Origin of the sequence: Nonomuraea sp. B12E4, assembly GCF_039871825.1 — a bacterium.
GTDB lineage: Bacteria > Actinomycetota > Actinomycetes > Streptosporangiales > Streptosporangiaceae > Nonomuraea.
On record NZ_JBDPME010000013.1, the window covers coordinates 164,795 to 190,548 of the forward strand.

At 70.7% G+C, this 25,754-nt stretch carries 22 protein-coding genes; 13 read left to right on the forward strand and 9 right to left on the reverse strand.

The features are described from left to right. Window positions 1–66: 66 nt before the first annotated feature. Window positions 67–1,485, reverse strand: coding sequence for a DHA2 family efflux MFS transporter permease subunit (locus tag ABGB18_RS27755; RefSeq protein WP_347698540.1), 1,419 nt, complete (start codon window positions 1,483–1,485; stop codon window positions 67–69). A gap of 78 nt (window positions 1,486–1,563) precedes the next feature. Here ABGB18_RS27755 and ABGB18_RS27760 point away from each other — a divergent pair, with 78 nt between their 5' ends. Further along, entirely contained in the window at window positions 1,564–2,208 is a 645-nt protein-coding gene (locus ABGB18_RS27760; RefSeq protein ID WP_347698541.1) for a TetR/AcrR family transcriptional regulator, read from the forward strand. A 91-nt stretch (window positions 2,209–2,299) separates the two neighbouring features. On the opposite strand, the gene ABGB18_RS27765 is transcribed toward ABGB18_RS27760, so the two are convergent. Together ABGB18_RS27765 and ABGB18_RS27770 are read right to left on the reverse strand one after the other, a co-directional pair. Then, window positions 2,300–3,832 (reverse strand): ATP-binding protein, encoded by a 1,533-nt coding sequence (locus tag ABGB18_RS27765; protein WP_347698542.1) that lies wholly within the window; start codon window positions 3,830–3,832, stop codon window positions 2,300–2,302. A 56-nt stretch (window positions 3,833–3,888) separates the two neighbouring features. Beyond that, window positions 3,889–5,034 (reverse strand): ATP-binding protein, encoded by a 1,146-nt coding sequence (locus tag ABGB18_RS27770; RefSeq protein ID WP_347698543.1) that lies wholly within the window; start codon window positions 5,032–5,034, stop codon window positions 3,889–3,891. 259 nt (window positions 5,035–5,293) lie between these two features. Between ABGB18_RS27770 and ABGB18_RS27775 the strand changes: the two genes are divergently transcribed. The 4 genes from ABGB18_RS27775 (at window position 5,294) to ABGB18_RS27790 (ending at window position 8,446) form a co-directional block, all read left to right on the forward strand. Further along, the gene (locus tag ABGB18_RS27775) at window positions 5,294–6,325 is read left to right on the forward strand and encodes a zinc-binding dehydrogenase (RefSeq protein WP_347698544.1); all 1,032 of its coding nucleotides are present in this window, start codon (window positions 5,294–5,296) and stop codon (window positions 6,323–6,325) included. A 293-nt stretch (window positions 6,326–6,618) separates the two neighbouring features. Further along, a complete protein-coding gene (locus tag ABGB18_RS27780) occupies window positions 6,619–6,819 on the forward strand; it encodes a hypothetical protein (RefSeq protein WP_347698545.1) in 201 nt (66 codons plus the stop codon). 17 nt (window positions 6,820–6,836) lie between these two features. After that, window positions 6,837–7,682 carry a DUF1996 domain-containing protein gene (locus ABGB18_RS27785; RefSeq protein WP_347698546.1) on the forward strand — a complete coding sequence of 282 codons (846 nt, stop codon included), beginning with the start codon at window positions 6,837–6,839 and terminating at the stop codon, window positions 7,680–7,682. A 56-nt stretch (window positions 7,683–7,738) separates the two neighbouring features. Beyond that, entirely contained in the window at window positions 7,739–8,446 is a 708-nt protein-coding gene (locus ABGB18_RS27790; protein WP_347698547.1) for a DUF305 domain-containing protein, read from the forward strand. A gap of 24 nt (window positions 8,447–8,470) precedes the next feature. Here the strand turns inward: ABGB18_RS27790 and ABGB18_RS27795 are convergent, their stop codons facing one another. After that, window positions 8,471–9,091, reverse strand: a complete 621-nt coding sequence (locus ABGB18_RS27795; RefSeq protein ID WP_347698548.1) for a phosphotransferase — start codon at window positions 9,089–9,091, stop codon at window positions 8,471–8,473. A gap of 358 nt (window positions 9,092–9,449) precedes the next feature. Here ABGB18_RS27795 and ABGB18_RS27800 point away from each other — a divergent pair, with 358 nt between their 5' ends. Both ABGB18_RS27800 and ABGB18_RS27805 read left to right on the forward strand, forming a co-directional pair. After that, window positions 9,450–11,138 (forward strand): ABC transporter ATP-binding protein, encoded by a 1,689-nt coding sequence (locus ABGB18_RS27800; RefSeq protein WP_347698549.1) that lies wholly within the window; start codon window positions 9,450–9,452, stop codon window positions 11,136–11,138. Window positions 11,139–11,141: 3 nt separating this feature from the next. Continuing rightward, entirely contained in the window at window positions 11,142–12,905 is a 1,764-nt protein-coding gene (locus ABGB18_RS27805; RefSeq protein WP_347698550.1) for an ABC transporter ATP-binding protein, read from the forward strand. 3 nt (window positions 12,906–12,908) lie between these two features. Here the strand turns inward: ABGB18_RS27805 and ABGB18_RS27810 are convergent, their stop codons facing one another. After that, window positions 12,909–15,005: a prolyl oligopeptidase family serine peptidase gene (locus ABGB18_RS27810; protein WP_347698551.1), complete on the reverse strand. Its 2,097-nt coding sequence runs from the start codon at window positions 15,003–15,005 to the stop codon at window positions 12,909–12,911. Between the two features lie 43 nt (window positions 15,006–15,048). On the opposite strand from ABGB18_RS27810, the gene mshB reads away from it, so the two are divergent. Genes mshB through ABGB18_RS27825 form a run of 3 tightly spaced genes read left to right on the forward strand, consistent with a single transcriptional unit; the run spans window position 15,049 to window position 16,894 of the window. Then, window positions 15,049–15,954, forward strand: coding sequence for an N-acetyl-1-D-myo-inositol-2-amino-2-deoxy-alpha-D-glucopyranoside deacetylase (mshB, locus tag ABGB18_RS27815; RefSeq protein WP_347698552.1), 906 nt, complete (start codon window positions 15,049–15,051; stop codon window positions 15,952–15,954). An 11-nt stretch (window positions 15,955–15,965) separates the two neighbouring features. Next, window positions 15,966–16,382 (forward strand): DUF6113 family protein, encoded by a 417-nt coding sequence (locus tag ABGB18_RS27820; RefSeq protein ID WP_347698553.1) that lies wholly within the window; start codon window positions 15,966–15,968, stop codon window positions 16,380–16,382. 17 nt (window positions 16,383–16,399) lie between these two features. Then, complete coding sequence (locus ABGB18_RS27825; protein WP_347698554.1) at window positions 16,400–16,894, forward strand: flavin reductase family protein; 495 nt, start codon at window positions 16,400–16,402, stop codon at window positions 16,892–16,894. 72 nt (window positions 16,895–16,966) lie between these two features. On the opposite strand, the gene ABGB18_RS27830 is transcribed toward ABGB18_RS27825, so the two are convergent. Then, on the reverse strand, window positions 16,967–17,791 hold the full coding sequence (locus tag ABGB18_RS27830; protein ID WP_347698555.1) for a hypothetical protein: 825 nt from the start codon (window positions 17,789–17,791) through the stop codon (window positions 16,967–16,969). A gap of 212 nt (window positions 17,792–18,003) precedes the next feature. Between ABGB18_RS27830 and ABGB18_RS27835 the strand changes: the two genes are divergently transcribed. Continuing rightward, window positions 18,004–18,237, forward strand: a complete 234-nt coding sequence (locus ABGB18_RS27835; protein ID WP_347698556.1) for a hypothetical protein — start codon at window positions 18,004–18,006, stop codon at window positions 18,235–18,237. A 14-nt stretch (window positions 18,238–18,251) separates the two neighbouring features. Here ABGB18_RS27835 and ABGB18_RS27840 read toward each other — a convergent pair whose 3' ends face one another. Beyond that, window positions 18,252–20,738 (reverse strand): penicillin acylase family protein, encoded by a 2,487-nt coding sequence (locus ABGB18_RS27840; RefSeq protein ID WP_347698624.1) that lies wholly within the window; start codon window positions 20,736–20,738, stop codon window positions 18,252–18,254. A gap of 722 nt (window positions 20,739–21,460) precedes the next feature. Between ABGB18_RS27840 and ABGB18_RS27845 the strand changes: the two genes are divergently transcribed. Then, window positions 21,461–21,805, forward strand: a complete 345-nt coding sequence (locus ABGB18_RS27845; RefSeq protein WP_347698557.1) for a type II toxin-antitoxin system RelE/ParE family toxin — start codon at window positions 21,461–21,463, stop codon at window positions 21,803–21,805. Beyond that, window positions 21,802–22,122, forward strand: a complete 321-nt coding sequence (locus tag ABGB18_RS27850; RefSeq protein WP_347698558.1) for a helix-turn-helix transcriptional regulator — start codon at window positions 21,802–21,804, stop codon at window positions 22,120–22,122. The genes ABGB18_RS27845 and ABGB18_RS27850 overlap by 4 nt, the downstream gene beginning before the upstream one ends. A gap of 363 nt (window positions 22,123–22,485) precedes the next feature. Here the strand turns inward: ABGB18_RS27850 and cysS are convergent, their stop codons facing one another. Continuing rightward, on the reverse strand, window positions 22,486–23,847 hold the full coding sequence (cysS, locus tag ABGB18_RS27855) for a cysteine--tRNA ligase (protein ID WP_347698559.1): 1,362 nt from the start codon (window positions 23,845–23,847) through the stop codon (window positions 22,486–22,488). Window positions 23,848–23,900: 53 nt separating this feature from the next. Continuing rightward, window positions 23,901–25,676, reverse strand: coding sequence for a sigma factor-like helix-turn-helix DNA-binding protein (locus tag ABGB18_RS27860; RefSeq protein ID WP_347698560.1), 1,776 nt, complete (start codon window positions 25,674–25,676; stop codon window positions 23,901–23,903). Window positions 25,677–25,754: the final 78 nt, after the last annotated feature.

The following is a 25,754-nucleotide window of genomic DNA, read 5'->3' on the forward strand; positions in this document are numbered from 1 at the left end:
GTGGCCCGCTCGGAGAGGACGTGGTGCGGGCGACGTCGTGCCCTGGGCGGGGCTGGGTCTTCCGCGTCAGGAGGAGGTCTTCGCGAGTACGTCCGACGCGTCCTGTTGCTGCGGTTTGCCGGGGAGGAGCGGGATGGCGGCCAGGACGATCACCATCATGGCGGTCGCGAACCAGTAGACGCCGTGCAGGCCGGTGACCACGTCGCCCGAGGTCTGGACGATGAGCGTGACGACGGCGACGCCGAGTGCCGCGCCGAGCTGGTTGAGCATGTAGAGCACGGAGCTGCCCTGCGCCACCAGGGCCGGTGGCAGCGTACGGTAGAGCGAGCCCATCGTGGGGGCGCTGAAGCACCCGCTGCCCAGCCCGATGGCCAGCGCGCCCAGCACCGTCCAGACCTCCGGCGTGGCGGCCTCGACCTGAGTGAAGGCGAAGGCGCTGAGCGCGGCCAGGATCGCGCCGCCGGTAGCCGGCCCGCGCGAGCCGAGCCGGTCCGACAGCCGCCCGGCCAGCGGCATCGCGAGGGCGCCGCCCAGCCCGACCGGTGTCATCAGCAGCCCGGCGGTGAGCACGTCGTGGCCGTGCGCCTGCTGGTAGTACAGGGGCAGGGCGAAAAGGGAGGCGTAAAGGGCCATCCCGCCGAGTCCCATGATGGTCACGCTCGCGGTGAAACCCCGGTTGGCGAACAGCCGCAGGTCGATCACCGGGGCCTTGGACCTGGCTGCGTGAACGGCGTACCCGATCAGCAGGACGACGCCGGCGCCGAGCGGGAGCAGGGCCTGCCAGGTGGCGATCCCGCCCTGTTCGGCGGTTTGTGACAGGGCCAGGACGACGGCCGCGAACCCGGGGCCGAGCAGCGCCATCCCCATGACGTCGAGCCGCCCGCTCGCGGGGCGGTCGTCCTGGCCCTCGGTGGGGATCATGCGCAGGGCCAGGAACCAGGCCACGGCCCCGATCGGCACGCTGAGCAGGAACATCCAGCGCCACGACAGGCTGTCGAGCACCGCACCGCCCGCGATCGGCCCGAGTACGGGACCGAGCGAGAGCACCACCCCCATCATTCCCATCACGCGTCCGGCCCGGTGCGGGCCGGCGGCCCTGGCCAGCAGGATCAGTACGAGCGGGTCGAGCAGCCCGGCCCCGAGGCCCTGAACCACACGGAAGGCGATCAGGCTGCCGACGTTCCAGGAAAGCCCGGCGGCCAGCGCGCCCGCCAGGAACAGCAGCAGGCCGGCCAGCCACAGGCGCCTGCCGCCGAAGCGGTCGACGGCCCAGGTGGTGAAGGGGATGGTGGCGGTGACGGCCAGCAGGAAGCCGGTGGACGCCCAGCCGATCGTGCTCAGCGAGGTCTTGAACGCCGTGGCCAGGGTGTCGGTGGCGACGGCGGCCATCGTGCTGTTGAGGATGCCCAGCAGCCCGCCGAGCAGGATGACGCCGATCATCGCCAGGAGGCGCCGGTCGAAGCGGTCGTCCGATATTGAACTCATGGGTTCAAAGTAGTTATCCAGTGCGTCAGTTCGCAACCCGCGCGTCCATGGAGTTGAACCGGTGGGTAAAGTGGGTGCATGACGACGACCTCGCGGGGGCGTATCGACAAGCGGCAGGCCATCCTGGCGGGAGCGTTCACCGTGTTCGCCCGCCAGGGCTACGCGCAGTCCGGCGTGCAGGACATCGCCGACGAGGCGGGGGTGGCCAAGCCCACGGTGTACAACCACATGACCGACAAGGCCACGCTGTTCAGGAACGCGCTGGAGGCCACCGCGCGGGCCGTGCTCGACGAGCGGCTGGCCGCGCTCGAACCCCTCGCCGATCCCGGTGACGACCTGTGCGCCACGCTGGACGACGTCGCGTACACGCTGCTGGTGCTGCACACCGACGAGCGCTCGTGCGCGTTGCGCCGGCTGCTCTACACGGAGATCACCACGTTCCCCGACGCCCTGGACATCGTCAAAGGGCACGGGCCGCAACGTCTCAACGAGGCGCTGGCCGACCGGCTGGCCCGGCTCACCCTGGCGGGGCGCCTGCGCGCGACCGAGCCCGAGCTGGCGGCCGAGCAGCTCACCTCCCTGCTCGTCGGGCCGCTGGAGGCCCGGACGCAGATGGGGACCCTGGCGATCGACGAGGCCGACCTGCGTACGGTGGCGCGGGCGGCCGTACGGACCTTCCTGCGGGTCTGGGGGCCGGAGCAGGAGGCCCGCCGGCCCGGCTGACCGGCAGGCGGTGGGAGGTCAGGACGGGTTTGAGTCCGGTCGGACTCGATCAAAGTGGGGGATTTCGGGCACGCGAACACGCGCCCGCTCGTCACGCCCCCGTGAATCCGGGAACGACCGGCGGGTCGCTCGCTCCGAGCAGTGTCGGCAGATCCACCAGCAGTACGTCTCCTCTGCGGCGGGCGGCATCGACGAGGTCGGGCCGGAACCCCTCCGTCGAGAACAGCGCCAGCACCGAGGAGGTGGTGTCGTGCCCGTGCTCCGCCAGCAGCGCTTTGAGCCGGTCCAGCCGGTCGAGATCCGCCGTGCCCCGCCGGGTGAGCGTCGCTTTGGCCTCACCGATGAAGCTGATGTGTGCTCTCCCTGACCGTTTGTCCAGGGCGACCACATCGATCTCGTGCTTCGCCTGCCCCTTCCGGTCGTTGACGACCGTCGACGTCACCAGGCCGGCCTCACCCCGCAACGCGGGATCGGCCCGTGCCCGGAGCCAGCTCCTGGCGCAACTCTCGAAGTGCGGCCCGAGGACGCGGGCGGCGAAGGTGGGCCGTGAACGTCGCCACGCTTCCCTCGACTGACCGGTCTCGACGAGATCGCGCTGAGGAACGGTGATCAGGTTGTGGAACCGGATGATGGGATCGGCCACGGTGATCACGGGGCGTCTCTCCCACAGCGGGTCGGTGTCGTGCCGGAGGTATCCCGCGCTCACCAGCGCATCGACAGGGCGGGCGAGCGCCGAACGAGGCTGCTCCAGCAACCCGCCGATCTTCGCCGGACTGGTGGCGCCGTTCGCGACCGCATTGATGATCGCGTAGTGCAGCGCGCTGCCGGTGAACTTGGGATCTTCCCGCAGCAGGTACTCGGCCTCGCTGCCGGAGAAGAGCGCCTGCCGCGGGTCCAGGACGGTGGCGGCGGCCCAGTCGCCCAACTCGGCGGAGGTGCGCGGCGGCTCGGCGTTGGAGAGCCGGCGATATCCGGGGGCGCCACCGAGGATCGCGTGCACTCCCAGCGCCGCGGCGGGGTCGTCGATGCCCCAGTGCCGTGCGGTGGTGTCCAGGTCGAACGGGTGGAGGCGCATGTCGATGGCCGCCCGTCCGCGTAGCGCCTTGGTCCCTGAGAGCAGCTCGTTCATCACCGACATGGCCGAACCGCAGACGATCACTCGCCCGCCGCCCGCCGCCCCCTGACCTGCCTGGGACTGGTCATAGAGCAGTTGGAGCAGGCCGGGCAACTCGGGTGAGTGGGCGATCCAGTACGGCAACTCGTCGATGACGAACGCCCCCGGCGCCCCGCCGGCACCATGACGGGCTGTCAGCTCGATCGCGGTGGAGAGGAGGGATTCCCAGCTCGCATCGGCTACCAGATCCGGACCGATTCCCGCGTAGCGTGCGATCTCCGCGGCAAGCCGCCGCCGCGCGGGCACCACCGCCTCTTCCGCGACGGCCGACACGTAGAGGCCGCCGGTGGCTTCGGTGAAAGCTCGAAGAAGAAAGCTCTTCCCCACCCGGCGACGTCCGGACACGACGCCGAGGCGGAGGCTGGGGTCCGGATGTCGTACGAACTGGGCCAGGGCAGCCCATTCGGCCTCACGGGACAGGACTCGGTCCGGCTTCTGCAGTGACGTCACCTAATTAGTATGCTCTATGACATACAAATTAGGTAGCGCTGACGCTTCCTAAGTGGTCATTCCCCCGTATACAGGCGAGCCAGGTCGACGAGCTCCACGTCGGCCCGGCCGTGGGCCAGTGCCACCAGGTCGTCGGTGAATCCGGAGCGTGCGAACAGCAGCAGCTTGGGCTGCCGGTCGACCTTGTCGTCGGGCAGCAGAGCGCGCAGATGCTCCAGCCGGTGCAACTGCGGCACGTCCATGGGGGTGAGGGTGCCCTTGGCCTCGCCGATCGCGGTGATCCGGTCGGTGGCGAAGGAGCTCGTCTCCGTCACGACGATGTCGAGCTCGTGTCCCCGGCGATGGGCGCGGCACGGGATGTCGCTGGGGCGTACGGCGCTCGCCGTCCCGTTGAGCGTGTCGCCGGCGGCGTGCAGGAAGCACCACTGCCGGGCGAGGTCCTCGAAATGAGGGCCGTAGATCTTGGCGGCGACCGTGTCGGCGCTCGCCCGCCAGACCCGGGCGGACTGGCCGCTGACCAGTTCGGGCTCCCGCCGCTGCGTGACGAGCTGGTGCAGCCGGACGATCGGTTCTGCGACCCTGAACACGCTGCGCTTGTCCCGCAGCGCGTCGTCGATCTGCTCGACGAGGCCGATGCTCTGCAGGCCGGTGAGCAGGTGGGCCATGGCGCTGGTCGGGCGGCCGAGAGCGGCGGCGATCTCGGAGCGGCGGTGGTTGCCGGCGCTGATGGCGGTCAGCGTGGCGGCGTACGAGGTGGGATCGGAGATCGATGGTTCCTCGCGCAGCAGCAGCCCGCCCTCGCGGAACATCGCGGAGGAGGGGTTGAGCAGTCGCCGCTGCACCCAGCGGTCGAAACCGTCGCGATGGGCGGGCCCTGAACCGCCGCACATCTCCAGGCACGCCGGCGTGCCGCCGACCAGCGCGTTAACCCGGAAGGCCAGCTCCGGGTCATCCGTCAATCCCCAGAAAGCACCGGCGTCGCGAAACCCGAAGGGGCGCACGACCAGCTCGAGCACCGCCCGGCCGCGGAGCGGGGCGCCTCCGCCGAGCAGCTGGGCCATCGTGGTGAGAGCACTGCCGCACAGGATCAGGCGAGTACGGGTGCGCTCCTTGGCATGGCCCGTCGGGCTGAGCGCCTGCTGCAGGTAGGACGGGAGCGCGGGTGTGGCCGAGACCAGGTAGGGGAATTCGTCGATGATCACAGGTACGGCGCGCTCCTCCCCGAGGCGGAGTAGCTCGTCGAGCCCCTCGCGCCAGCCGCCGAACGCGACCGGTTGCCGAAGCCCGCGGTAGGCGGCGTAGGCGGCGCCCAGGTCGGCCAGATCCTGTGCCTCGGTCTGCTGGGTCGCGCCGAACAGCAGGCCTCAAGGCTCAGGGCTGGTAGAAGGCAGGCGAAGTAGGGGGCAATAGCCTGTGATCATGCGTGCTATCTGGCTTGAACAAAGTGGTGGTCCCTGGTCGATGACCGATGTTCCCGATCCGGTGGCGCGACCGGGTGGGGTGGTCGTCGATGTGCTGGCCGTGCGGGTGCCCTCCTACACGCGGCAGGTGCTGGACGGGAGCCTCGGTTACGACCTGCCCACGCCCCTGGTGCCCGGGCCCACGTGTGTGGGGCGGGTGCGGGGTGTGGCGGAGGACGTCTTCGGTCATCAGGTCGGCGATCTGGTGCTGTGCAACTCGCTCTATTCCTCGGGTGACGCCGTCGGCTCGCCGGATGAGATCCTCATCGGCTGGACCGGCACGGGCACGCCCCGGTCCGCGCGGATGCAGGCGGTGTGGCGGCACGGGAGCTTCGCCGAGCAGGCGTGCTATCCCGCCTCGTGCCTGACCACGCTGCCCGGCGGTCAGGAGTGGAAGCGGACGGAACTACTGCCGTTCCTGGCCTCGCTGGCCATCGCGGACGGCGGGTTGCGCAAAGGCGGTCTGCGCGGCGGGCAGAGCGTCATCGTCAACGGGGCGACGGGTAACCTCGGCGGCGCCGGGACGATGGCCGCGCTCGCCAGAGGGGCCGCCAGGGTGATCGTGACCGGCCGGCGGGAGTCGGCCCTGTCCGCGCTGGCCCAGCTCGACCCCCGGGTGCGGCCCGTGGTTTTGACCGGCGACCGGGCCCGTGACACCGCGGCCCTCCTGGCGGAGACCGACGATGGGGCGGATCTGCTGCTCGACGTCATCGGCGCCACTCCCACCACGGATCCGACGCTGGCCTGCGTGGACGCGTTGCGCCTGCGGGGCACGGCCGTGCTGGTCGGCGGCGTACGCCACGACCTCGCCCTGCCGTATCAGCGCATCCAGCGCCGGCAGCTCACCGTGACGGGCTCCTTCATGTTCGACTCGCGTACGGCCCTGGAGGTGTGGGAGCTCGTGCGCTCCGGCGCGCTCGACCTGAGCCCGGTGGGTGCCCACGTGTTCGGACTCGACCGGTTCGAGGCCGCGATGGAGTCCGCCGAGTCGCTGGCGGGCCTGGACTACGCGGTGCTGATGCCCCGATGGTAGTTGAGAGAGCGCTCCCTCGGGGCGTGATGAGACGGTGGGTGGGGCGGTCAAGGAGGTGACGGTTCGGCTGCTTCGCGGGGCTGGTGACCTCTTTGGGCTCCTGCGGGAGTCTGGGTATCGGCCCTGGTGAGGGCGGTGGTTGCCTGGTAAGGGCCGAGGGATGGCGCCTTCCCGTGCGTCGGGGAGGTTTCGGGTGGTTAACCGCGACCTTGACAGGGGTCAACGACGCGAGCACGCTCCTTCTCAGGGAGCGCTCCCCGAACTACCGTCCCCCACCCCCTGACGGAGACGTCGTGAGTCCACCCCCCACCCCAGGCGTGCGCCGCCTGGGGACAGTCCTCGCACTCCTCCTCACCCTGGCGCTCACGGCGGTGCCGGTCGCGACCGCCGCCGCCGACCCCCTCCTGTCCCAGGGCAGGCCCGTCACCGCCTCCTCCACCGAGAACGCCGCCTTCCCCGCCTCGGCCGCCGTCGACGTACGGGTTTACCAATGATCGCCAAGGGAGCCGCCATGCTCACCAGACGACTGCTCGCCCTCTCATCACTGCTGCTCGGGCTGCTGGCCATCGTGCCGGCGCCGGCGCAGGCAGTGCCGATCGTACGGGTGGCGGAGTTCCTCGCCGACTGCCCGTTCAGCCACCGGCTGCCCGACGACCCGATCGTCTTCCCCGGACTGGCGGGCGCCTCACACATGCACAGTTTCTTCGGCAGCCGCGTCACGAACGCCCACACCCAGCTCAACGACCTCCTGAACGGCGCCACGAACTGCAACCCGGCCGTGGACAAGTCGTCGTACTGGGTGCCGACCCTCTACCGGGACGGCGCCGCGGTGGAGCCCGCCATCGTCACGTTCTACTACCTCGGTGAGGGCGTGCGCAGCGACATCACCGCCCAGATCCAGCCGCTGCCGCTGGGGCTGCGGATCGTGGCGGGGAACGCCAAGGCGACCGGGCCGGACGGCACGACGATCTCCCGGTGGTCGTGCCTGCACGCCGGGCACGTGGGGGCGTCGAAGGACTTCGTCAACTGCCCGTCGGGCACGATGCTGGAGTCGTACCTGGACTTCCCGCAGTGCTGGAACGGGCGGGACCTCGACTCCGCCGACCACAAGAGCCACATGGCCTACCCGGTGAACCAGGCGTGCCCAGCCACGCATCCCGTCCCCGTGCCGAAGCTGCGGCAGGTGATCCGCTACCCGGTGAGCGGCGACCCGTCGCACTTCCGGTTGTCCTCGGGTGGCGGGTTCACGATGCACGGCGACTTCTTCAACGCCTGGCCGCCGGCGGAGATGGAGCGCCGGGTGCGTGACTGCATCCGGCCGATCATCAAGTGCGGCGCCGACGGCCGGCCGTCCTGAGCGCTGACTCTCGCCCGGGCGGCCCGGCCGCCCGGGCCCTACCAAGGGGGACGCCGGTGATCCGGGTCTTCGTGTTCCTGCTGATGTCCGCCCTGCTCCTCGGCTGCTCGGCCGCCGCCGGGGAGCCGCGTTCCCCGGCGGCGCACACCACGACGCCCTCCACCCCGCGGCCGCGGACGCCCGCCGCCCCGCAGCCGCGTTTCACCACGACCGACGTGGCCTGGCTGCAGCTCGCCGAGGCGCTGCACACCCGCGCGCTGCCGCTGCTGGCGCTCGTGCCCGGGCGCTCGGACAGCCGGGCGCTCGCCGAGCTGGCCGGCCGGCTCGGGAAGGAGCACGAGACCGGGCGCGGCAGGCTGCGGGCCCTGCTCGCCCAGGCCCGGGTGACCGGCGAGAACCCGCACGCCGCGCACGACATGCCGGGCATGCCCACCGCCGACGACCTGCGGGCACTGGCCGGGACGCGGGGCGAGGACTTCGACCGGCGATTCGTCACGCTGGTGCGGGCGCACCTGGACCAGCTCGTGCTGGTGGCCAGGGGGGAGCAGACCTCGGGCGGCGCGCCCGAGGCGCGGGAGCTGGCGGCCGCGATGGAGCGCGGTCACGCCGCCGACCTGGCCGAGTTGGCCAAGCTCGGCGCCGCCATGGACTACACCGGCGGGCTCGACCGGGCCAGGGCCGTGCGGGAATCGGACCGGGGGTGGAGCGAGCGGGAGAAGGGGCTGCTCGACCAGGCCGTGACGCTGATCAGAGGACTGCGCTGAATCCGGTCACAGCCGGTCGGGGGGTCACTCCGTCCAGGAGGCCGTGGTCTCCAGCCGCTGCCGCCAGAGCTTCTCGCCGCCGCCGCCCGGCTCCCAGCGGGCGCAGAAGTCGATCAGGCTGTGGCAGCGTTCCACCATGGCCGCCTGGCGTTGCGGCCATTCGGGCACCAGGTCGCCGTACGCGGTGAAGAAGTGCGGCAGCAGCGGCACGTGCTCGGGGTGGTGGCTGCGGACGATCCACTCGCACCACGCCAGGTCCTCGATCGGGCGGCCGGGGTGGGCCCACTCCCAGTCGAGGATCGCGGTCGCCTCGAACGTGGCCGGATCGAACAGCAGGTTCTGCGGGCCGTAGTCGCCGTGCACGATGCCCAGCCGGTGGATGCGGGCCAGCAGGCGGCCGCACTCGGCGAGCACCTCCACGGCGCGGCCCTCGTCCAGGAGGTCCTGACCGTGGGCACCGGAGACGAAGCGGGTGGTCAGGCTCGTCTCGGTGACCTGGTGGACGCGGGGAACCGGGAGGCGGCCGCGCAGGCGGCGCAGGTATCTGCTCTCCGTGCTCAGCCTGAACGCCGCCTCCGGGCCCTGGTAACACTTGACCACCAGGGCGCCGTCGCCGAACGTGCTGTTGGTGTACCCGTGCTTCACAAGGGTCGATTCTGGCGTACCGGCGGCCCTCCCGGAGGCCCCGGCGCGCGGTCGGAGGCAGGACCGATACACGATGTAAGGCTGGGCAAAAGGCCCAAACGGTGGGAAATCGCGGGTGCGAGGGAGATGAGCGGGAAGGCCGCGAGAGACGCCTTCGCGGACCCCGGATGCATCTTGTAAAGATCGCTCGCGTTAACCCTCGTGAAGATCACTTGTGCGGCGGGTGGCGGAAGGTGCCCGTGTGCACAGCCGTGGGATCCGGCGCGCGGGACGGGGGCCGAGGCCGGCGTCTCCGGGCTTCCTAGCTGCGGGAAAATCGTTTGCTCGGGGTCGGGAAACCAGCCACGCTGGTCAGGCTATGCGCTCCCTCCCTGACGCCGATCCCGGCGTGCCCGACATCCGCAGCCCGATCCGCTATCTGTGGTGGAACGCGCGGCGCCAGGCCCCTTCGCTGCTCGCCGGCATCGGGTTCGCGACCCTGTGGTGGCTGGTGCAGGCGTTGATGCCGGCCGTGCTCGGGAAGGGCGTCGAGGCGGTCACCGCCAAGGACACGGGGGCCCTGCTGACGTGGGCGGCGATCCTGTTCGGGCTGGGGCTGGTGCAGGCGTTCACCGGGATCATGCGGCATCGGATGGCCGTCTACAACTGGCTGGCCGCCGCCTACCGCACCGTGCAGCTGACCACCAGGCAGGCCGCCAGGCTCGGCCCGACGCTGCCGAAACGGCTCTCGACCGGCGAGGTCGTCAGCGTCGGCAACTCCGACATCGCCCACATCGGCAGCTCCATCGACATCCTGCTGCGCGCCACCGGCTCGGTCGTGGCCATCGTCACCGTCACCGTGATCCTCATCTCGACCTCGCTGCCGCTGGGACTGCTGGTCCTGTTCGGGGTGCCGCTCATGGCCGTTGCCGTCGGCCCGCTGCTGCGGCCGCTGCACCGGCGGCAGCGGCGCCAGCGCCAGCTCACCGGCGACCTGTCCACCAGGGCCGCCGACATCGTGGCCGGGCTGCGGGTGCTGCGCGGCATCGGCGGCGAGCAGGTCTTCGCCGAGCGCTACCACGAGGAGTCGCAGCGCGTACGGCGGGCGGGCGTGCGGGTGGCCGGGGTCGAGTCGGTGCTCGAAGGCGCCCAGATCGTGCTGCCCGGCCTGCTCATCGCGATCGTCACCGGCATCGGGGCCTCGTTCGCCCTCGCCGGGGACATCCCGACCGGGCAGCTCGTCGCGTTCTACCTCTACGCGGTGTTCCTGATCGGGCCCATGCGCACGCTCACCGAGGCGGCCGACAAGCTCACCAAGGGGCACGTCGCGGCCGGGCGGGTGATCCGCATCCTGTCCATCGAGCCCGAGATCACCGGCGGGGCGGCGGACAGTGCGGGCGGGGTGTTGCGCGACTCCTACAGCGGGGTCACCATCCAGCCCGGCGTCCTCACCGCCGTGGCGGCCGCCAGTCCCGAGGACGCGATCGCCGTCGCCGACCGGCTCGGCCGCTACGCCACCGGCGACGTCACCTTCGGCGGGGTCGACCTCGCGACCCTGCCCGTCGCCGAGGTGCGCTCCCGGATCCTGGTCGCCGACAACGGTGCGCGGCTGTTCACCGGGACGCTGCGCGACGAGCTCGACGTACGCGGGGACGCCTCCGACGAGCAGATCCGCCAGGCCCTGTACGCCGCCTGCGCGCTCGACATCGTCGAGGCCCTGCCCGACGGGCTCGACGCGCGGGTGACCGAGGCCGGTCGGGAGTTCTCCGGCGGGCAGCAGCAGCGGTTGCGGCTGGTCAGGGCGCTGCTGGCCGACCCCGAGGTGCTCATCCTGGTCGAGCCCACCAGCGCCGTGGACGCCCACACCGAGGCGCGCATCGCCGACCGGCTGGGCAAGGCCCGGGCCGGGCGGACCACGCTGGTCTGCACGACCAGCCCGCTGGTGCTCGACCGTACCGACCACGTGATCTACATGGCGGACGGGCGGATGCTGGCCGAGGGCACGCACCGGCAGTTGCTCGACACCTCGCCCGAATACGCGGCGACCGTGACCCGTGGGGAGGACTGACTCGTGGCCCGCGAAATCCTGCCGGTCGCCGATCGGAAACAGGTGCGTGCCTACGCCAGGCGCCTGACACTGAAATATCCGCGCCGGCTCTTCCTGGCCCTGCTCATGCACGGGCTGGCCGCCGTCGCCGGCCTCGTCGTGCCCTGGCAGCTCGGCGGGCTGGTGGAGGACCTCCAGTTCGGCCGGCAGGTCGACGTCGCCGTCGTGGCCGCCGCCATCGGCGCCTTCCTGCTGCTGCAGGGCGTCCTGATGCGGTACGCGGTGCTGGCCTCCGCCAGGCTCGGCGAGAAGGTGCTGGCCGAGCTGCGCGAGGAGTTCGTGGAGCGGGTGCTCGCGCTGCCGCTGTCCACCGTCGAGCGGGCCGGATCCGGCGACCTCATCACCAGGACCTCGCGGGACGTGGACTCCCTGTCGCGCACCGTGCGGCACGCCGTGCCCGAGACGCTGATCGCGATGGTCACCTTCGTGATCACCGTGGGCGCGCTGCTGCTGGTCGGCCCCTTGCTCATGCTGCCCATGCTGATCGCCGGGCCGATCATCCACCTCTCCACCCGGCGGTACCTGAAGCGGGCACGTGACGGCTACCTTCGCGAGAACGCCGCCTACGCCGACATGACGGAGGGCCTGGCCGAGACCGTCGAGGGCGCCCGGGCCGTGGAGGCGCTCGGACTGCAGGCCCGGCGCCGCTCGCGGACCGACGACGACATCCGGCGCTCCTACTCCGCCGAGCGCTACACCCTCGGACTGCGGACCGTGTGGTTCCCCGCCGTGGAGCTGGGCTATGTGCTCCCGGTGGTGGCCGCGCTGCTGGTCGGCGGGCTGTTCTACACCAACGGATGGGTGGAGCTGTCCGCGGTGACCACCGGCCTGCTCTACGCCCAGCAGCTGATCGACCCGCTGGACAGGTTCCTGATGTGGATCGACGAGCTGCAGGTGGGCGGGGCGGCGATGGCCCGGCTGCTCGGAGTGGCCAACGTGCCCGACGACCGTACGACCTCCGCCGCCCGGCCCTCGGGAGAGGCGCTGGAGGCCGCCGACGTCCGGTACGCCTACCGGGAGGGCCGCGACGTGCTGCACGGTGTCTCGCTGACCGTGCAGCCCGGCGAGCGGCTGGCCATGGTGGGGCCCTCCGGGGCCGGCAAGTCCACGCTGGGCCGGCTGCTGGCGGGCATCCACGGGCCGCGCGCCGGGCACGTGTCCGTCGGCGGGGTGCCGCTGGTCGAGCTGCCGCTGGACGACCTGCGGGGGCACGTCGCGCTGGTCACCCAGGAACATCACGTGTTCAAGGGGACCGTGCGCGACAACCTGCTCATCGCCCGGCCCGACGCCGACGACCCGGCCGTGCTGAAGGCACTCGAAGCGGTGGACGCGCTGGACTGGGTGCGCGAGCTGCCGTCCGGGCTGGAGACCGAGGTGGGCTCCGGCGGATCGGCCATCTCGCCCGCCCAGGCGCAGCAGCTCGCGCTGGCCCGGCTGGTGCTCGCCGACCCGCACACCCTGGTGCTGGACGAGGCGACCTCGCTCATCGACCCCCGGGCGGCCCGGCATCTGGAGCGCTCGCTGGCCGCCGTCCTGGCGGGGCGGACCGTGATCGCCATCGCGCACCGGCTGTACACGGCACACGACGCCGACCGGGTGGCCGTGGTCGAGGACGGGCGGGTCAGCGAGCTGGGGTCGCACGATGAGCTGGTGGCGGAGGGCGGCTCGTACGCGGCCCTGTGGGCGAGCTGGCACGGCACGCCCACCTCCGCCACCCACTCCTCCTGACGGTCAGGGCTGGGCGGCGTGCTCCGCCCACGGCCCGCCCAGCGACCGCTTCAGGAAGTCCACCTGGAGCAACAGCAGGTTTTCCGCCACGACCTCCTGGGGCGTCATGTGGGTGACGCCGGAGAGCGGGAGCACGCTGTGCTGGCGCCCGGCCGCGAGCAGGGCCGACGACAGGCGCAGCGTGTGCGCGGCCACGACGTTGTCGTCCGCGAGGCCGTGGATCAGGAACAGCGGGCGCTCCAGCTTGGCGGCGTCGGCGAAGAGCGAGGACTTCTCGTACACCTCGGGCTGCTCGTCCGGATGGCCCAGGTAACGCTCGGTGTAGCACGTGTCGTACAAGCGCCAGTCCGTCACCGGCGCCCCCGCCACCGCCGCGTGGAACACGTCGGGGCGGCGCAGCACCGCCAGCGCGGCCAGGAAGCCGCCGAACGACCAGCCGCGGATGGCCACCCTCGTCAGGTCGAGGTCGTCGGGATATTGCTCGGCCACGCCCTGCAGGGCGTCGATCTGGTCCTCCAGCGCCGGGGACGCCAGGTCGTTGAGCACGGCCCGCTCGAAGTCGACGCCCCGGCCGGGAGTGCCGCGCCCGTCGGCGACGACGACGGCGAAGCCCTGCTCGGCGAACCACTGGCTCTCCAGGAACGTGCCGCGCCGGTTGAGCACCCGCTGCGCGTGCGGGCCGCCGTACGGGTCCATCAGCACCGGCAGCCGGGCCGAGCCCTGCTCGTGCCAGGAGGGCAGCACCACGGCGGTGGCCAGCTCGCGGCGGCCGGAACGGCCGAGCGAGACCCGCAGGTCGAGGCCGGGACGCTCGGCCACCGACGGGATCGGCACCGCCATGCCGTCGCGCCGCACGACCGTGGTCGACACGCCCTCGGCGTCGAGGCTCTGCTCGGTCAGCACGCCGACCCCGCCCGACATCCGCCCCGAGAACACCCCGGAACGGGTCGAGACCGGCAGGAGTGAATGCCCGTCCCAGGTCCACAGGTGGATCTCGGTCGGATCGCCGCTCGCGCTGAACAGCACGCTGTCGTGGTCGACGTCGAGCACGGCCCGCACCTGCAGCGTGGGCGGCGTGACCGCGCGGTCGCCGACGAAGAGGCGGTGGCCGCCCTCGGAGTTGGCCACCCAGACCAGCGAGCCGTCGTCGAGGTGCGCGGGCACCCCCGAGACGATGTCGACCCAGGCGGGATCGGTGTCCTCGCGCACGAGCGTGGCCGCGCCGGTCGCCGGATCGACGGTGAACAGCCGCATCGTCCGCTGGTCACGCGTCAGCGTCACGATCGACAGCGCGTGAGGGTCCCAGGCCGCCGTCGTCAGGTATTCCTCCGCGTACGGCACCGCCACCCGCGACCCGTCGAGCCCCAGCACGTAGAGCTCGGTGACGGCGTTGGGCGTGCCCGCGGCCGGATAGCGCTGGGCCGTCGCGGGCCGGGCCGGATTGGCCGGGTCGGCGATGTGCCAGGTCCGCACCGGGGCCTCGTCGGCGCGCTCGACCAGCAGGGCGTCGCTCGAGGGCGCCCACCAGTAGCCGCGCATCCGGTCCATCTCCTCGGCGGCGATGAACTCGGCCAGCCCGTAGGTCACCGTCTCCGACTCCGGTGTGGCCAGCGCCCGGTCCTCGCCCGTGACCAGGTCCTGGACGCGCAGGGCGCCCCCGGTGACGTAGGCGACATGACGGCCGTCGAGGGAGAGACGGGGGTCGATGACGGCCCCCGGCGTCTCCAGTCGCCGGACCTGTGCGCTCGCGAGGTCCACGACGTGCAGGCCGCCGGACAGCGCGAAGACGGCCCTGGCCGCCCCCGCGTCGGTGGCGTAGGCCACCACGCCGCCCGCCGCCTCGCGGCTGCGCTCGCGTCTGGCCCGCTCCTCCGGCGGCAGGTCCTCCCCGTCGTCGGCGAGGATCTCGCGCGGATCCACGACCAGGCGTTCGACGTGCGTCTCCACGTCGAGCTCCCACAGGCAGGTCACCGGGTCGGTGCCCGTCCTGGTGCGCAGGAAGATCACCCGGCCGCCGTCAGGGGAGACCGTGAAACTCCTGGGCACCCCGAGGGTGAACCGGCGGGTCCTGGCAGACAGGCGGGGGAAGCTTTCACTCATGGGCCAATCCTGCCAGCTACGCCTCATTGTTACGCTCGGGGGCATGACTGAGCGACGGCTGCTCCTCGTGCACGCCCATCCCGACGACGAGTCGATCGGCACCGGCGCGACCATGGCGAAATACGCCGCCGAGGGCGCCCAGGTCACGCTGGTGACCTGCACGCTCGGGGAGGAGGGCGAGATCATCCCGGCGGACCTCGCCCACCTGGCCGCCGACCGGGACGACGCGCTCGGACCGTACCGGATCGGGGAGCTGGCGGCCGCCTGTCAGGCGCTCGGCGTCGCGGACCACCGCTTCCTGGGCGGGGCGGGCCGCTGGCGGGACTCGGGCATGATGGGTGTGGCCTCCAACGAGGCCCCGAACGCGTTCTGGCGCGCCGACCTCGACGAGGCGGCCGGTGAGCTGGTCACGGTCATCCGAGAGCTGCGTCCTCAGGTGCTCGTCACGTACGACGACAACGGCTTCTACGGCCATCCCGACCACATCCAGGCGCACCGCGTCGCGCGCAGGGCGTTCGAGCTGGCCGCGAAGGAGGGCTTCGGCACGGGCGAGCCGTGGCAGATCGCCAAGTTCTACCACACGGCCACCACCAGGTCCGTGATGCGCCGCTCGGTGGAGGCGCTGCGCGCGGCCGGGGTCGGGTTCCTGCTCGAAAACGTGGACGACATGCCGTTCGGCTGCATGGACGAGGACGTCACCACCGAGATCGACGCCCGCCCGTGGCTGCGGCACAAGCTCGACGCCATGCGCGCGCACGCCACCCAGATCACCGTGGACGACCCGTGGTTCGCCCTGTCCAACAACGTCGGGCAGGAGGCGATGGGGGTCGAGCACTACACCCTGGCCATGGGGGTGCCGGGGCCGCCGGTGCCCGGGCCGCCGGTGGAGGCCGGGGGGCTCGGTGAGCCGTACAACCGCGAGAATGATCTCTTCGCGGGCATCGACTAACCTCATCCGATATGGAACATCGCAGCCAGGCCGAGTCGGCGCTGGGCGGGGCGGCGTACGGCATGCTCTTCGTGCTGGGGGTCGTCATGGGGGTCGTGGGCGGGTTCACGCATCCGGTGTGGCAGTTCGGTCCGCTTCCGGTCGCGGCGGGGGCGTGGGTGCTGGCGTTGTTCGGGGTGTGCCTGGCCGCGGGCAAGCTGATGCGCGCCCGGCTCGGGGCCTTCACGACGGCGGTCGGGTGGCTGCTGGTGACGATGCCGTTCACGTTGCAGCTCGGGTCCGGTGACCTGGTGATCGCCGAGGGAGCTCCCGGATATGTCTACCTGTACGGGGGCCTGGCCGGGCTTGTGGCGGCCTACTTGCTTTCGCCCTCGTCGAGCAGCGCATCCTGGTTGCTGCGGGGCTACGACCCTAAGGATCCGACGTAGCGGCATAAAGTAATTTTGTGCATTCGATCGAGCGGCATGCGGACCCGGAAACGTATCGCAAGGTCATCGGCCGTTTCGCCACCGGAGTCGTGATAGTCACGACCAGGCTCGGTGATGTGGATCACGCCATGACGGTCAACTCCTTAACCTCCGTATCCCTCGATCCGCTGCTCGTGCTGTTCTGCGCGGAGAAGATCTCCCGGTTCCACGACGCGGTGCTGGAGGCCGGGGTGTGGGGGGTGTCCGTGCTGCCGGCCTCCATGGAGGACGCCTCGCGGTTCTACGCCCATCGGGGGCGGCCGCTGAACGGGCAGCTCGCCCGGTGGCCCCATCACCGGGGGGAGTCGGGGGTGGCGCTCTTCGACGGGGCCATCGCCACGGTGGAGTGCGCCACGACGGCCGTACACGACGGCGGGGACCATTCCATCGTGGTGGGCGGGGTCACCGGGCTGGGCACGCCGTCCGAGGGCGCGCCGCTGATCTACCACGAGGGCCGTTACAAGAGCCTCTAGCGCGGCCGGACCCGGGCATGAGTCGGGCCAGGCACTCGGCCTGGCCCGATCATCGATCGTCACATCTCCGCGTCACTGGGCGGGAGCGGTGGGCGTTTCCGTGGGTTCGGTGGTCGCGGTGTCGGTGGGCACGCTGGTGTCGGTCGGGACGCTGGTGTCGGTCGGGACGCTGGTGTCCGTGGGCGACGTCGTGTCCGTCGGGACGTCAGTGGGCTCCTCGGTCGGCAGCTCGGTCGGCTCCGCCGGCGGGCACGTGGGGATCTCCTCCGTGGGCTCCACGGGCGGGGACACGGTGTCGGTCGGCGTCCCGGTAGGAGTCTCGGTGGGCGTCTCGGTGGGCGTCTCGGTCGGGGTGTCAGTCGGCGTTTCGGTCGGGGTCTCGGTGACCGGCGGGGTGTCCGTCGGCGAGGCCGTGTCCGTGGGGACGTCCGTGGGGACGTCCGTGGGGACGTCCGTGGGGTTGGTCGGGACGTCCGTCGGCGGCGGCGTGTCCGTCGGCGGCAACGTCTCCGTCGGCTCGACGCTCGGCTGGCACGTGAACGTCACCGTGGCCGTCGGACCGGGGACCGGCACCTGCTCGGTCACCGTCACGGTAGGCAGGGGCACCATGCCGACGCTCGCCTTACCGCGCTTCTTGTACGAGCCCCAGCCAAGCCTCTTCGAAGCCTGGCCCTCGCCTGTGGTGACCGCGACGTCGGCGCTGGTCGTCTTGCACGACCTGCCCTGGCACACCCTCTGCTTGACCGAGAAGAAGGCCGCGGTGGGAGAGGTGATGGAGACATCCAGATAGGAGACACCCCGTCGCTTGACCACCTTGGTGGTGGCGACGTAATCCTCAGTGGTGGGCGTCGTCGTCGGGGTGGAACTCGTGGTCGGATCGTTGGTGGTCAAGGCCACTTGCGCGCCTAGCAGGCCAACGCGGCCGTCATCGGATCGGATGGGATCGGACGCTGACGTCTGGGTGATCGCAAGCCCGCCGGCTCCTGCGAGTGCGACGGTACCGAGCAGCGCGCCCAGGATGGAGAATCTCATAATCCTGCTCTTTGGGGAGATTTCAGGACACTGGGATCGTTATTCCGACTTGTCAAGATTGGTCAAGGGTGAGACGCATGGACAGGCGCTTCCGGTTCCGGCGTGCGGCAAACTACTTGAACCTCGCCACTCCGCTCGGTCTGCTGATCTCAGTCATCGGGCGCGCGACCAGGCAATCTGGCCCCAATGGCCTCATCCTCGCCGTCGGCTACCGCTACCGGTTCCCCATCGCGGGAGCCTTCACGGTCGGGAACGTCGTCCTGACCAAGCGGGACGAACTGGACGAGCGGCGGTGGCGACGCAGCGGGTGACACCCGGGCGGTGGTCACGGGTTCAGCTTGAGGGTGTGGGCGGCGGCCTTCTTGACCGACTCGGGGCTGGAGCGCATCGGCAGCAGGTCGCCTCTGGCCCAGGTCTGCGCCTGGTCCCAGTAGTTGGTGTGGAAGGCGTGGCCGGAGGCGCCCATCAGGTTGATCCACTGGGACTTGTCCAGGTCCGACAGATCGACGATCATGCGCATCGACGGGAGGGCGTTGACCGTGTAGTCGCGCTGGACGTTCCATCCGGTGGCGTTGACGGCGTCCTTGCTGCCCGGCACCGCGAGCGGACCGCGGTTGAACAGCGCCTCGACCGGTGCTATCCCCGAAGCGCCCAGAGAGCCGTTGACCAGCTCCAACTGGTGCAGGTCGCCCCAGCGCCACGCCGCGATGTCGTCACCCAGCCGCTCGGACAGCTCCTGGTAGGCCGAGGCCATCGCCTGCCGCAGGATGTCGTCCCGGGTCTCCTCGCGGTTCTTCGTCGTCACGTCGTCCCAGAACGGGTCGTCCGGGCGGTCGAGCAGCCCCCGGATCACCTCGTACCAGCGGTCGCCGCCGCTGGGCTGGGCCGCGGGCGGCAGGTCGTCGTCAAACGTCAGCACGAGCACCTGCCGCCAGACGGCGTTGAAGTACGCGGCCGCGGCGGAGTCGAGCCCCTGCATGCCGTCCCACTTGTCGAGCAACTGCCTGGCCTGGACGCTCGGCCCGGCCAGGTCCACCCGCATCAGCGCCGGGACCAGCGTCTCCGCGAACCCGTTGTAGGTGTCCTGCTGGATTTCCGACATGGTCCTCGCGTCCACCTTGCCGTCCCCGATGGCCTTCTCGACGCGGTCGCGGATGCGCTGGGAACGGTAGCCGTACGACCAGTCCTTGGTCAGCAGCGGCCGGTAGCGGGCGGGGTCGATGACGGCGTTGTTGGCCGTGACGATGAAGCCGTCGGCCGGGTCCTCCACCGAGGGCAGCTCGTCGTAGGGGATGGGCGCGGTCTTCCAGTCGTACTCGCCGGTCCAGCCCGGCACCGGCCAGGTGCCGTCGCCGTTCTCGCGTACGGGGATGCGCCCGGGGGCCTGGTAGCCGATCCTGCCGGAGGTGTCGGCGTAGACCAGGTTCTGGGCCGGCACGTCGAACAGCGCCGCCGCGGCCTTGAACTCGTCCCAGTCGCCCGCCTTGTTCAGGGCGAAGATGGCGTCGGCCGTGCGGCCGGGGGTCAGCGCCGTCCACTGTAAGGCCACCGCGTTCGCCTCGCCGCTCGGTCTGGCGTCGCCGATCACGTCGTTGATCAGCGGCCCGTGCCGGGTGCTCCGGACATTGATCGTGACGGGCGCGCGGCCCGCCACCTTGATCTGCTCCTGCCGGGTCTCCAGCTTGAGCTGCTGGCCCTTGTACAGGTATGTCTCCCCGTCCACCTGCTCCAGGAACAGGTCGGCCACGTCGGGAGCCAGGTTCGTGAAGCCCCAGGCGACCTTACCCGTGTGCCCGATGATCACACCGGGCACGCCGGAGAAGGAGAACCCCGTCACGTCGTACGGGCACTCGGCCGTGACCTTCCGGCAGTGCAGCCCGACCTGATACCAGACGGAGGGCATCTGCGGCGCGAGGTGAGGGTCGTTGGCCAGCAGCGGCTTGCCGCTGGCGGTGTGCTCGCCGGAGATCACCCACGAGTTCGAGCCGATGCCGTCGCCGTCGCCCGTGCCCAGCATGTCAGGCACGGCGTCGAGCGTCTTGGCGGCCTGGTTGAGCGCCGTGGCGGCCCGCTGGCGCGGCACCGCGAGCTGGTCGAAGCGGCCCCGCTGGATCGCGCCCTGGGTGACGATGGGGGAGTGCCGGTCGTAGGGGTAGCCGGGGTAGAGCTGGTCGACCCGCTCCCTGGGCAGTTTCGTCAGCGCGAGCGCCCGGTCGATCTCGTCCTCCAGGTTGGAGCGCAGGTCCCACGCCATGGCCTTGAGCCACGCCAGGGAGTCGACCGGGGTCCACTTCTCCGGCTGGTAGGAACCGTTCTGCAGCTTCAGGACGGAGTATTCGAGGCTGCGGTCGGACGCCTTCGGGTTGGCGGCGAGCCAGGCGTTGACGCCCTTGGTGTACGCGTTCAGCAGGTCCTGGGTCTCCTGGGCCAGCCCAGGCAGCTCCTGCGCGGCGACCCGGCGCCAGCCCATGGTCCGCAGGGCCTTGTCGTTTTCGAGCGTGGACGGGCCGAACAGCTCGGACAGCCGGCCGGCGGTGGTGTGGCGGCGGAAGTCCATCTCGTAGAAGCGGTCCTGAGCGTGGACGAACCCCTGGGCCATGAACAGGTCCGCGGCGGTGTCGGCATAGATGTGCGGGATTCCTGATTTATCGCGATAAATCTCCACACTCCCCGACAAACCAGGTAACCGCAGCGACCCATCCACCTGTGGGAACGACCTGCGCACCGTGTACACGAGGACCCCCGCCAGCACGAGGGCCAGCGCGAGCAGCACGCTCACCACCCGAGCAAGCCACCGCCACGGCCACGGCATCCACGCGTACGGCCTCACCGACACCTCCAATCACCGAACTGGCCTTCAAGTCTCCCAGCCCAAGCTCACTCCTCAGTCCGCACACGTGGACCCCCGAGCACAAAAGGGCTTCGCGAGCACGCGCTCCGCGCACGGAGCTCAGACCGTCTCCATTCAGGCGCCAACCGGCGCACCCCCGCGCCTCCGGCCCCATCACTCACCCGTTGCCCGCCGAGGTGATTGCCCGTCTGGCCCCACCCAGAAACCCGCCCGCCAGCAGTCCACTCGTGGCCCGATTGCCAGAAGGACAGTCCGAAGCCCGCCCAGAAACCCCGCTCTCGCCCACCCACTGCTGACCGGGAAACGTGAGGCGGCGGGCTGGGTTTTGCGGGCCGGCGCTCCGCACTGGATTATGGCGGGCAAACAGGCCCCAGCATGCAGAACGCCCGACCGGCATGCGATCGGGCGTTGTGCGCATAAGACAACCAGATATTCCGCCCAGGTCGTTGAACTCGCCGAGGAGCTTCATGACGCAAGCGCGTCGAACTCGCCGTCGATCACCCCTCGGCGAAGGCTTCCCGCTCCGAAAGGGTGAAGTGCGGCATGGGGCCGTCCGGGGCTTTGGAATCACGCACGGCGATCCGCAGACGCTGGGATCCTGGGCATCGGAAGCGGGAGTTCACTCGCCCTTCTCGGCGTACAATAAGATTGTTGTGTCTGGAGGGCGGATGGTATATCGACTGGTGTTGACCACCCAGGTACGCGACTGGCTCCACGAGTTGCGTACTGGAGATCCGGTGACGCGGAGGCTGGTGGCCGAGGCCATCGATCGACTCTTGGATGAGGGTCCGGCCCTGGGACGCCCCTTGGTGGATCGGATCAGCGGCTCCGACCTGCACAACCTCGAAGAGTTGCGGCCCGGGTCCAGCGGAACCAGCGAAGTGCGGATCCTGTTCATCTTCGATCCTCTCCGCAACGCGGTCCTGCTGATCGCGGGCGACAAGTCCGGGCAATGGAACCATTGGTATCGACAAGCCGTCCCGCTGGCCGAGCAGTGGTATCAGGCGTATCTGAAGGAGTTGCCATGAGCACTGAGTTTCATTCCTACACGCGTGAGGAGTTCATCACCGAGTTCGTCCACCCCGACGACCGGCAGGCGTTGGAGGAGGCACGGGAGCGCCGGATGGCCCAGGTGCGCGGGGGGTTCCTGGCTGAGATGCGCAAGAAGGTCGGGCTGACCCAAGCCGAGGTGGCGGAGGCGATGGGGGTGTCCCAGCAGCGCGTCTCGGCGATCGAGAACGGATCCATCGCCGAACTGGCCACCCTCAGCCTGTACATCCATGCCCTGGGCGGAGAGCTGAAGGTCATCGCCGACTTCGGGGACACCTGGCAACGCGTCGCCTGACCGGAACTGCGAAGGCCCCGGACCGGTCAGGATTGAAGAGACGAGCTCCGCGATTAACTGGCTAGGACATGACGTCATAAGGCATGATCCCTGCGCGTCCCAACAACGTCCCCGCCGAGCACGCCGCGTTCGTTTCTGCAGCGGTCCCTGTCCCGGCTGGCAGGTGAGGCGCTAAGCGGGCATGTGGAGGGCCGGGCGCACCACTGCGGCGAGTACATCGCGAACGTGGGGCATGTTCGTGCGCCCCGAGGCTCCGATCGCCCTCACGGCTAAGCACAACGTATCCTCGGCGGTGAAGCTCACCCTGTAGGAATAGGCGAGCTCACCAGTATCGACCCGTATGTCCCCAGCCTTGGTCCGGCTTCAGGAGAGGGACCAGGTCTGGCCGTCGGGGGTGTCGGACACGCGGACGCCCAGCTCGGCCAGCTCGTCCCGGAGCCGGTCGGCCGTGTCCCAGTTCTGGTCCTCGCGGGCTCGCTCCCGTGTCGTCAGGAGCTCTCCCGCGCCCGGCGGCAGCGTGGGTGCCCGGCCGATCTCCTTCGACAGGTCCAGGGCCAGCACCTGGTCCACGTGCAGGAACGCCTCGAACTTGGCCCCCGGCGGCACCGACTCCTCGCGTTCGAGCTCGCGCAGGATGCGCAGGGCCGCCGGTGTGTCCAGATCGTCCTCGAAGGCGGCCTCCATCCGCTGGACGTGGTCGGCGGCCATGGGGGCGCTGACGGACTCCGCCCACCCGGCCACCCGCGACCGCCACCTGCGCAGCGTGCGGTCGGCGGCGCGCAGCGTGTCCCATGTCAGGTTGAGCTGCTGCCGGTAGCGGTGCTCCAGGAACGCCAGCCGCACCGCGAGCGGGTCGAGCCCGGCCGCGACCACGTCGGACAGCAGCACCACGTTGCCGGTGGACTTGGCCATCTTGCGGCCGTCGAACAGCAGGTGCTCCCCGTGCACCCAGTGCCGCACCACCTCGTGCCCGGCCGCCGAGTCGGACTGGGCGCGCTCGTCCTCATGGTGCGGGAAGCGCAGGTCGATTCCGCCGGTGTGGATCTCGAAGCTGGTGCCCAGGTAGCGCAGCGACATGGCCGAGCACTCCACGTGCCACCCCGGGAAGCCCCGTCCCCACGGCGTCTCCCAGCTCAGCTCGCCGTCGGCCGGTTTCCACAGGGACCAGTCGGCGTGGAAACGCTTGCGGGAGTCGACGGCGTCGATGCGGTGAGCGGGCTTGAGCGCGTCGAGTCGATTTCCGGAAATCTCGCCGTAAGTCGGAAATGTCCGTACGTCGAAGAACACCGACCCGTCCGGCACCGCGTACGCGTGCCCCCGCTCGACCAGCTTGGCGATCAGCTCGACCATCAGCTCGATCGTCTCCGAGGCCCGGGGGGAGTGCTCCGGCGGGCGGAGGTTGAGCGTGGCGGTGTCGGCGACGAAGGCGTCCTCGTAGGAACGGGCCAGCTCCCGCACCGAACGGCCCTCGGCCTGGGCCTGCGCGACGACCTTGTCCACGCCCTCGTCGGAGAGGTGGCCCACGTCGGTGATGTTGCGGCAGGCCAGCACGCGCACCCGGCGCAGCTCCAGCACCCGCCTGATCAGGTCGGACATCAGGTAGGTGCGCAGGTTGCCCACGTGCGCGTGCCGGTAGACGGTCGGCCCGCACGAGTAAATCCGCAGCGCCCGCCCGGCGGCGATCTCCTCGACCTGCCGGGCCCGCGTGTCGTAGATCCGCAGCACCTACCCGAGCCTATCCGCCGCCATCCGCCCGGGAAACCGGGAACGCCCGCGCGTCACCCGCCCAGGAAGCCGAGGATGTCGCGGTCGCCGCGTTCGCGCAGGCGTTCCAGGATCTCGTCGCGGGTGGCGAAGTCGGACACCCCGATCCTGGCCCCGATCAGCCGCAACCCCTCGATCTCCGAGTTGACGGGAGCCGTGATCCCGATGAGGTAGAGCGCCCGGTTCACCGGCGGCAGCCCGACCGGGGCGGCGGGCAGGTAGCGGGTCAGCAGCTCGCCCCCGTCCGACACGGTCAGGAACACGTGGTCGCCCTCGCTCGCCTTGAAGTCGGCCAGCACGTTGCGGATCGATCCCATGGTCGGCTGGTTGTGCCAGCTGATGACCACGTCACCGGACGGTGAGGAGGCGGTGAGCTGCCCGCCCGGCGCCATGCCCAGGTAGGCCGCGAACCCGGTGGGCAGCGGCGACCCCGAGCCACGCAGGTGCTCGGCGTTGACGTCCACCCGGTGCCACCAGCGTCCGTCGCGGGAGCGGAAGCTGCGCCGGGTCAGCGACACGTCCTTGCGCGGCTGGTACGGCTCCGACTCGCCGCCAGGAGCGGTCCCCGCCACGCGGATCCAGCCCCGCTGCGTGCGCTCGAACCCGGGCCCGCCCGAGTAGGCTCGCACCGAGCTCTCGCTCACCTCGTAACGCGAGGTCAGGTTGGCCACGATCGTGCTCACGGAGGCCTCGCCGCCGGCCCGCTCGATCTCCCTGGCGATCATCTCCCTGATCCCCAGGTACTCGTCGCCGCCCCACCGGGTCAGGCCGTACTTGTTCCGGTCCACCCGGCGGAACCGGTCGTCGGCGGTGAGCTGGTTGCGGATGCCGACCAGGCTGTAGTCCTCGCCGATGCGCTCCTGGATCTCCTCCGGGGACAGCGGCGCGCCCGCCACCGCCAGCACCGCCTCGGCCTTCTCGTTGATGCTGCGCGGCCATGGCACCACATGTTGCCCCAGCACGCGGAGCTGGGGCACGGCGACGATCCATCGCTCGGCCACGTCCTCGCGCACGCCGAGCTGGGTCACCATGGTCACGGCCTCGCCGAGCGGGTGCGGCCCGTCGGCGAAGAGCTGGCGCGTCTTCTCCCTCAGCTCGTCGGCCCCACCCGCCACCAGCCATCCGTCGGCCTGCTCGTAGCCGGTCAGCAGCGTACGGACGAACCGCCAGACCGGGATCCCCAGCGAGCGCAGCTCGGCCCGGTGCCACGGCACGGCGGCCTGCAGGTCGTCGGCCGGCGCCGCCGAGCCCAGCCGGCCCCGCAGCCAGTTGACGTGCGTGGCCAGCGCGCTCGCCTCGGGGCCGCCCAGCCAGGACTCCACGTGGTCGCGCAGGTCGCGCTCGATCTGCCTGATCCGCTCCCGCGTCACGGAGAACCGCTGCGCCAGCTCGTCCAGCGTGACCCGCTGCGCCGCGTACAGGCGGTCGCGCGCGATGGCCCGCTGCCGGTCGTCCATCGCCCCGAACAACTCGTCGATCAGCTCGGGCAGCGGCTTGTCCGGCCTGGACGGCGCGGGCACCGCCTCCGGCACGGGTTCGAGCAGCCGCTCGAAGACGCCGGTGAACAGCTTCTGTACCACGTCCTTGCCGAGCATCTCGGGAGTGCGCTCGGCCTCGGCGGGGTCGGAGAAGCGCAGCAGCGGCAGGATGTCGCCGAGCAGCAGATGACCCCAGCAGGCCACGGCCAGTTCGGTGAAGTGGCCCGCCACGGTTTGCGTCCCCACGATGGCGCACGCACGGTCGAGAGGAATCGCCTGCCACCAGGCCTCGGGCAGCTGGGGCTCCTCCACGATCGGCGCTATCTGACCAGGGGAGGTCCAGCGCAGTGGTGGCGCGAGGTCGCTCAGGCTGAGGTTCATTGAGGTCCA

Excerpts from the sequence above, each read along its gene's own strand:
- ABGB18_RS27835 (WP_347698556.1), top strand. The coding sequence starts at position 18,004 with ATGGACAGGCGCTTCCGGTTCCGGCGTGCGGCAAACTACTTGAACCTC.
- ABGB18_RS27755 (WP_347698540.1), bottom strand. The coding sequence starts at position 1,485 with ATGAGTTCAATATCGGACGACCGCTTCGACCGGCGCCTCCTGGCGATG.
- ABGB18_RS27810 (WP_347698551.1), bottom strand. The coding sequence starts at position 15,005 with ATGAGTGAAAGCTTCCCCCGCCTGTCTGCCAGGACCCGCCGGTTCACC.
- ABGB18_RS27800 (WP_347698549.1), top strand. The coding sequence starts at position 9,450 with ATGCGCTCCCTCCCTGACGCCGATCCCGGCGTGCCCGACATCCGCAGC.
- ABGB18_RS27840 (WP_347698624.1), bottom strand. The coding sequence starts at position 20,738 with ATGCCGTGGCCGTGGCGGTGGCTTGCTCGGGTGGTGAGCGTGCTGCTC.
- ABGB18_RS27760 (WP_347698541.1), top strand. The coding sequence starts at position 1,564 with ATGACGACGACCTCGCGGGGGCGTATCGACAAGCGGCAGGCCATCCTG.
- ABGB18_RS27820 (WP_347698553.1), top strand. The coding sequence starts at position 15,966 with ATGGAACATCGCAGCCAGGCCGAGTCGGCGCTGGGCGGGGCGGCGTAC.
- ABGB18_RS27850 (WP_347698558.1), top strand. The coding sequence starts at position 21,802 with ATGAGCACTGAGTTTCATTCCTACACGCGTGAGGAGTTCATCACCGAG.
- ABGB18_RS27785 (WP_347698546.1), top strand. The coding sequence starts at position 6,837 with ATGCTCACCAGACGACTGCTCGCCCTCTCATCACTGCTGCTCGGGCTG.
- mshB (WP_347698552.1), top strand. The coding sequence starts at position 15,049 with ATGACTGAGCGACGGCTGCTCCTCGTGCACGCCCATCCCGACGACGAG.
- ABGB18_RS27775 (WP_347698544.1), top strand. The coding sequence starts at position 5,294 with ATGACCGATGTTCCCGATCCGGTGGCGCGACCGGGTGGGGTGGTCGTC.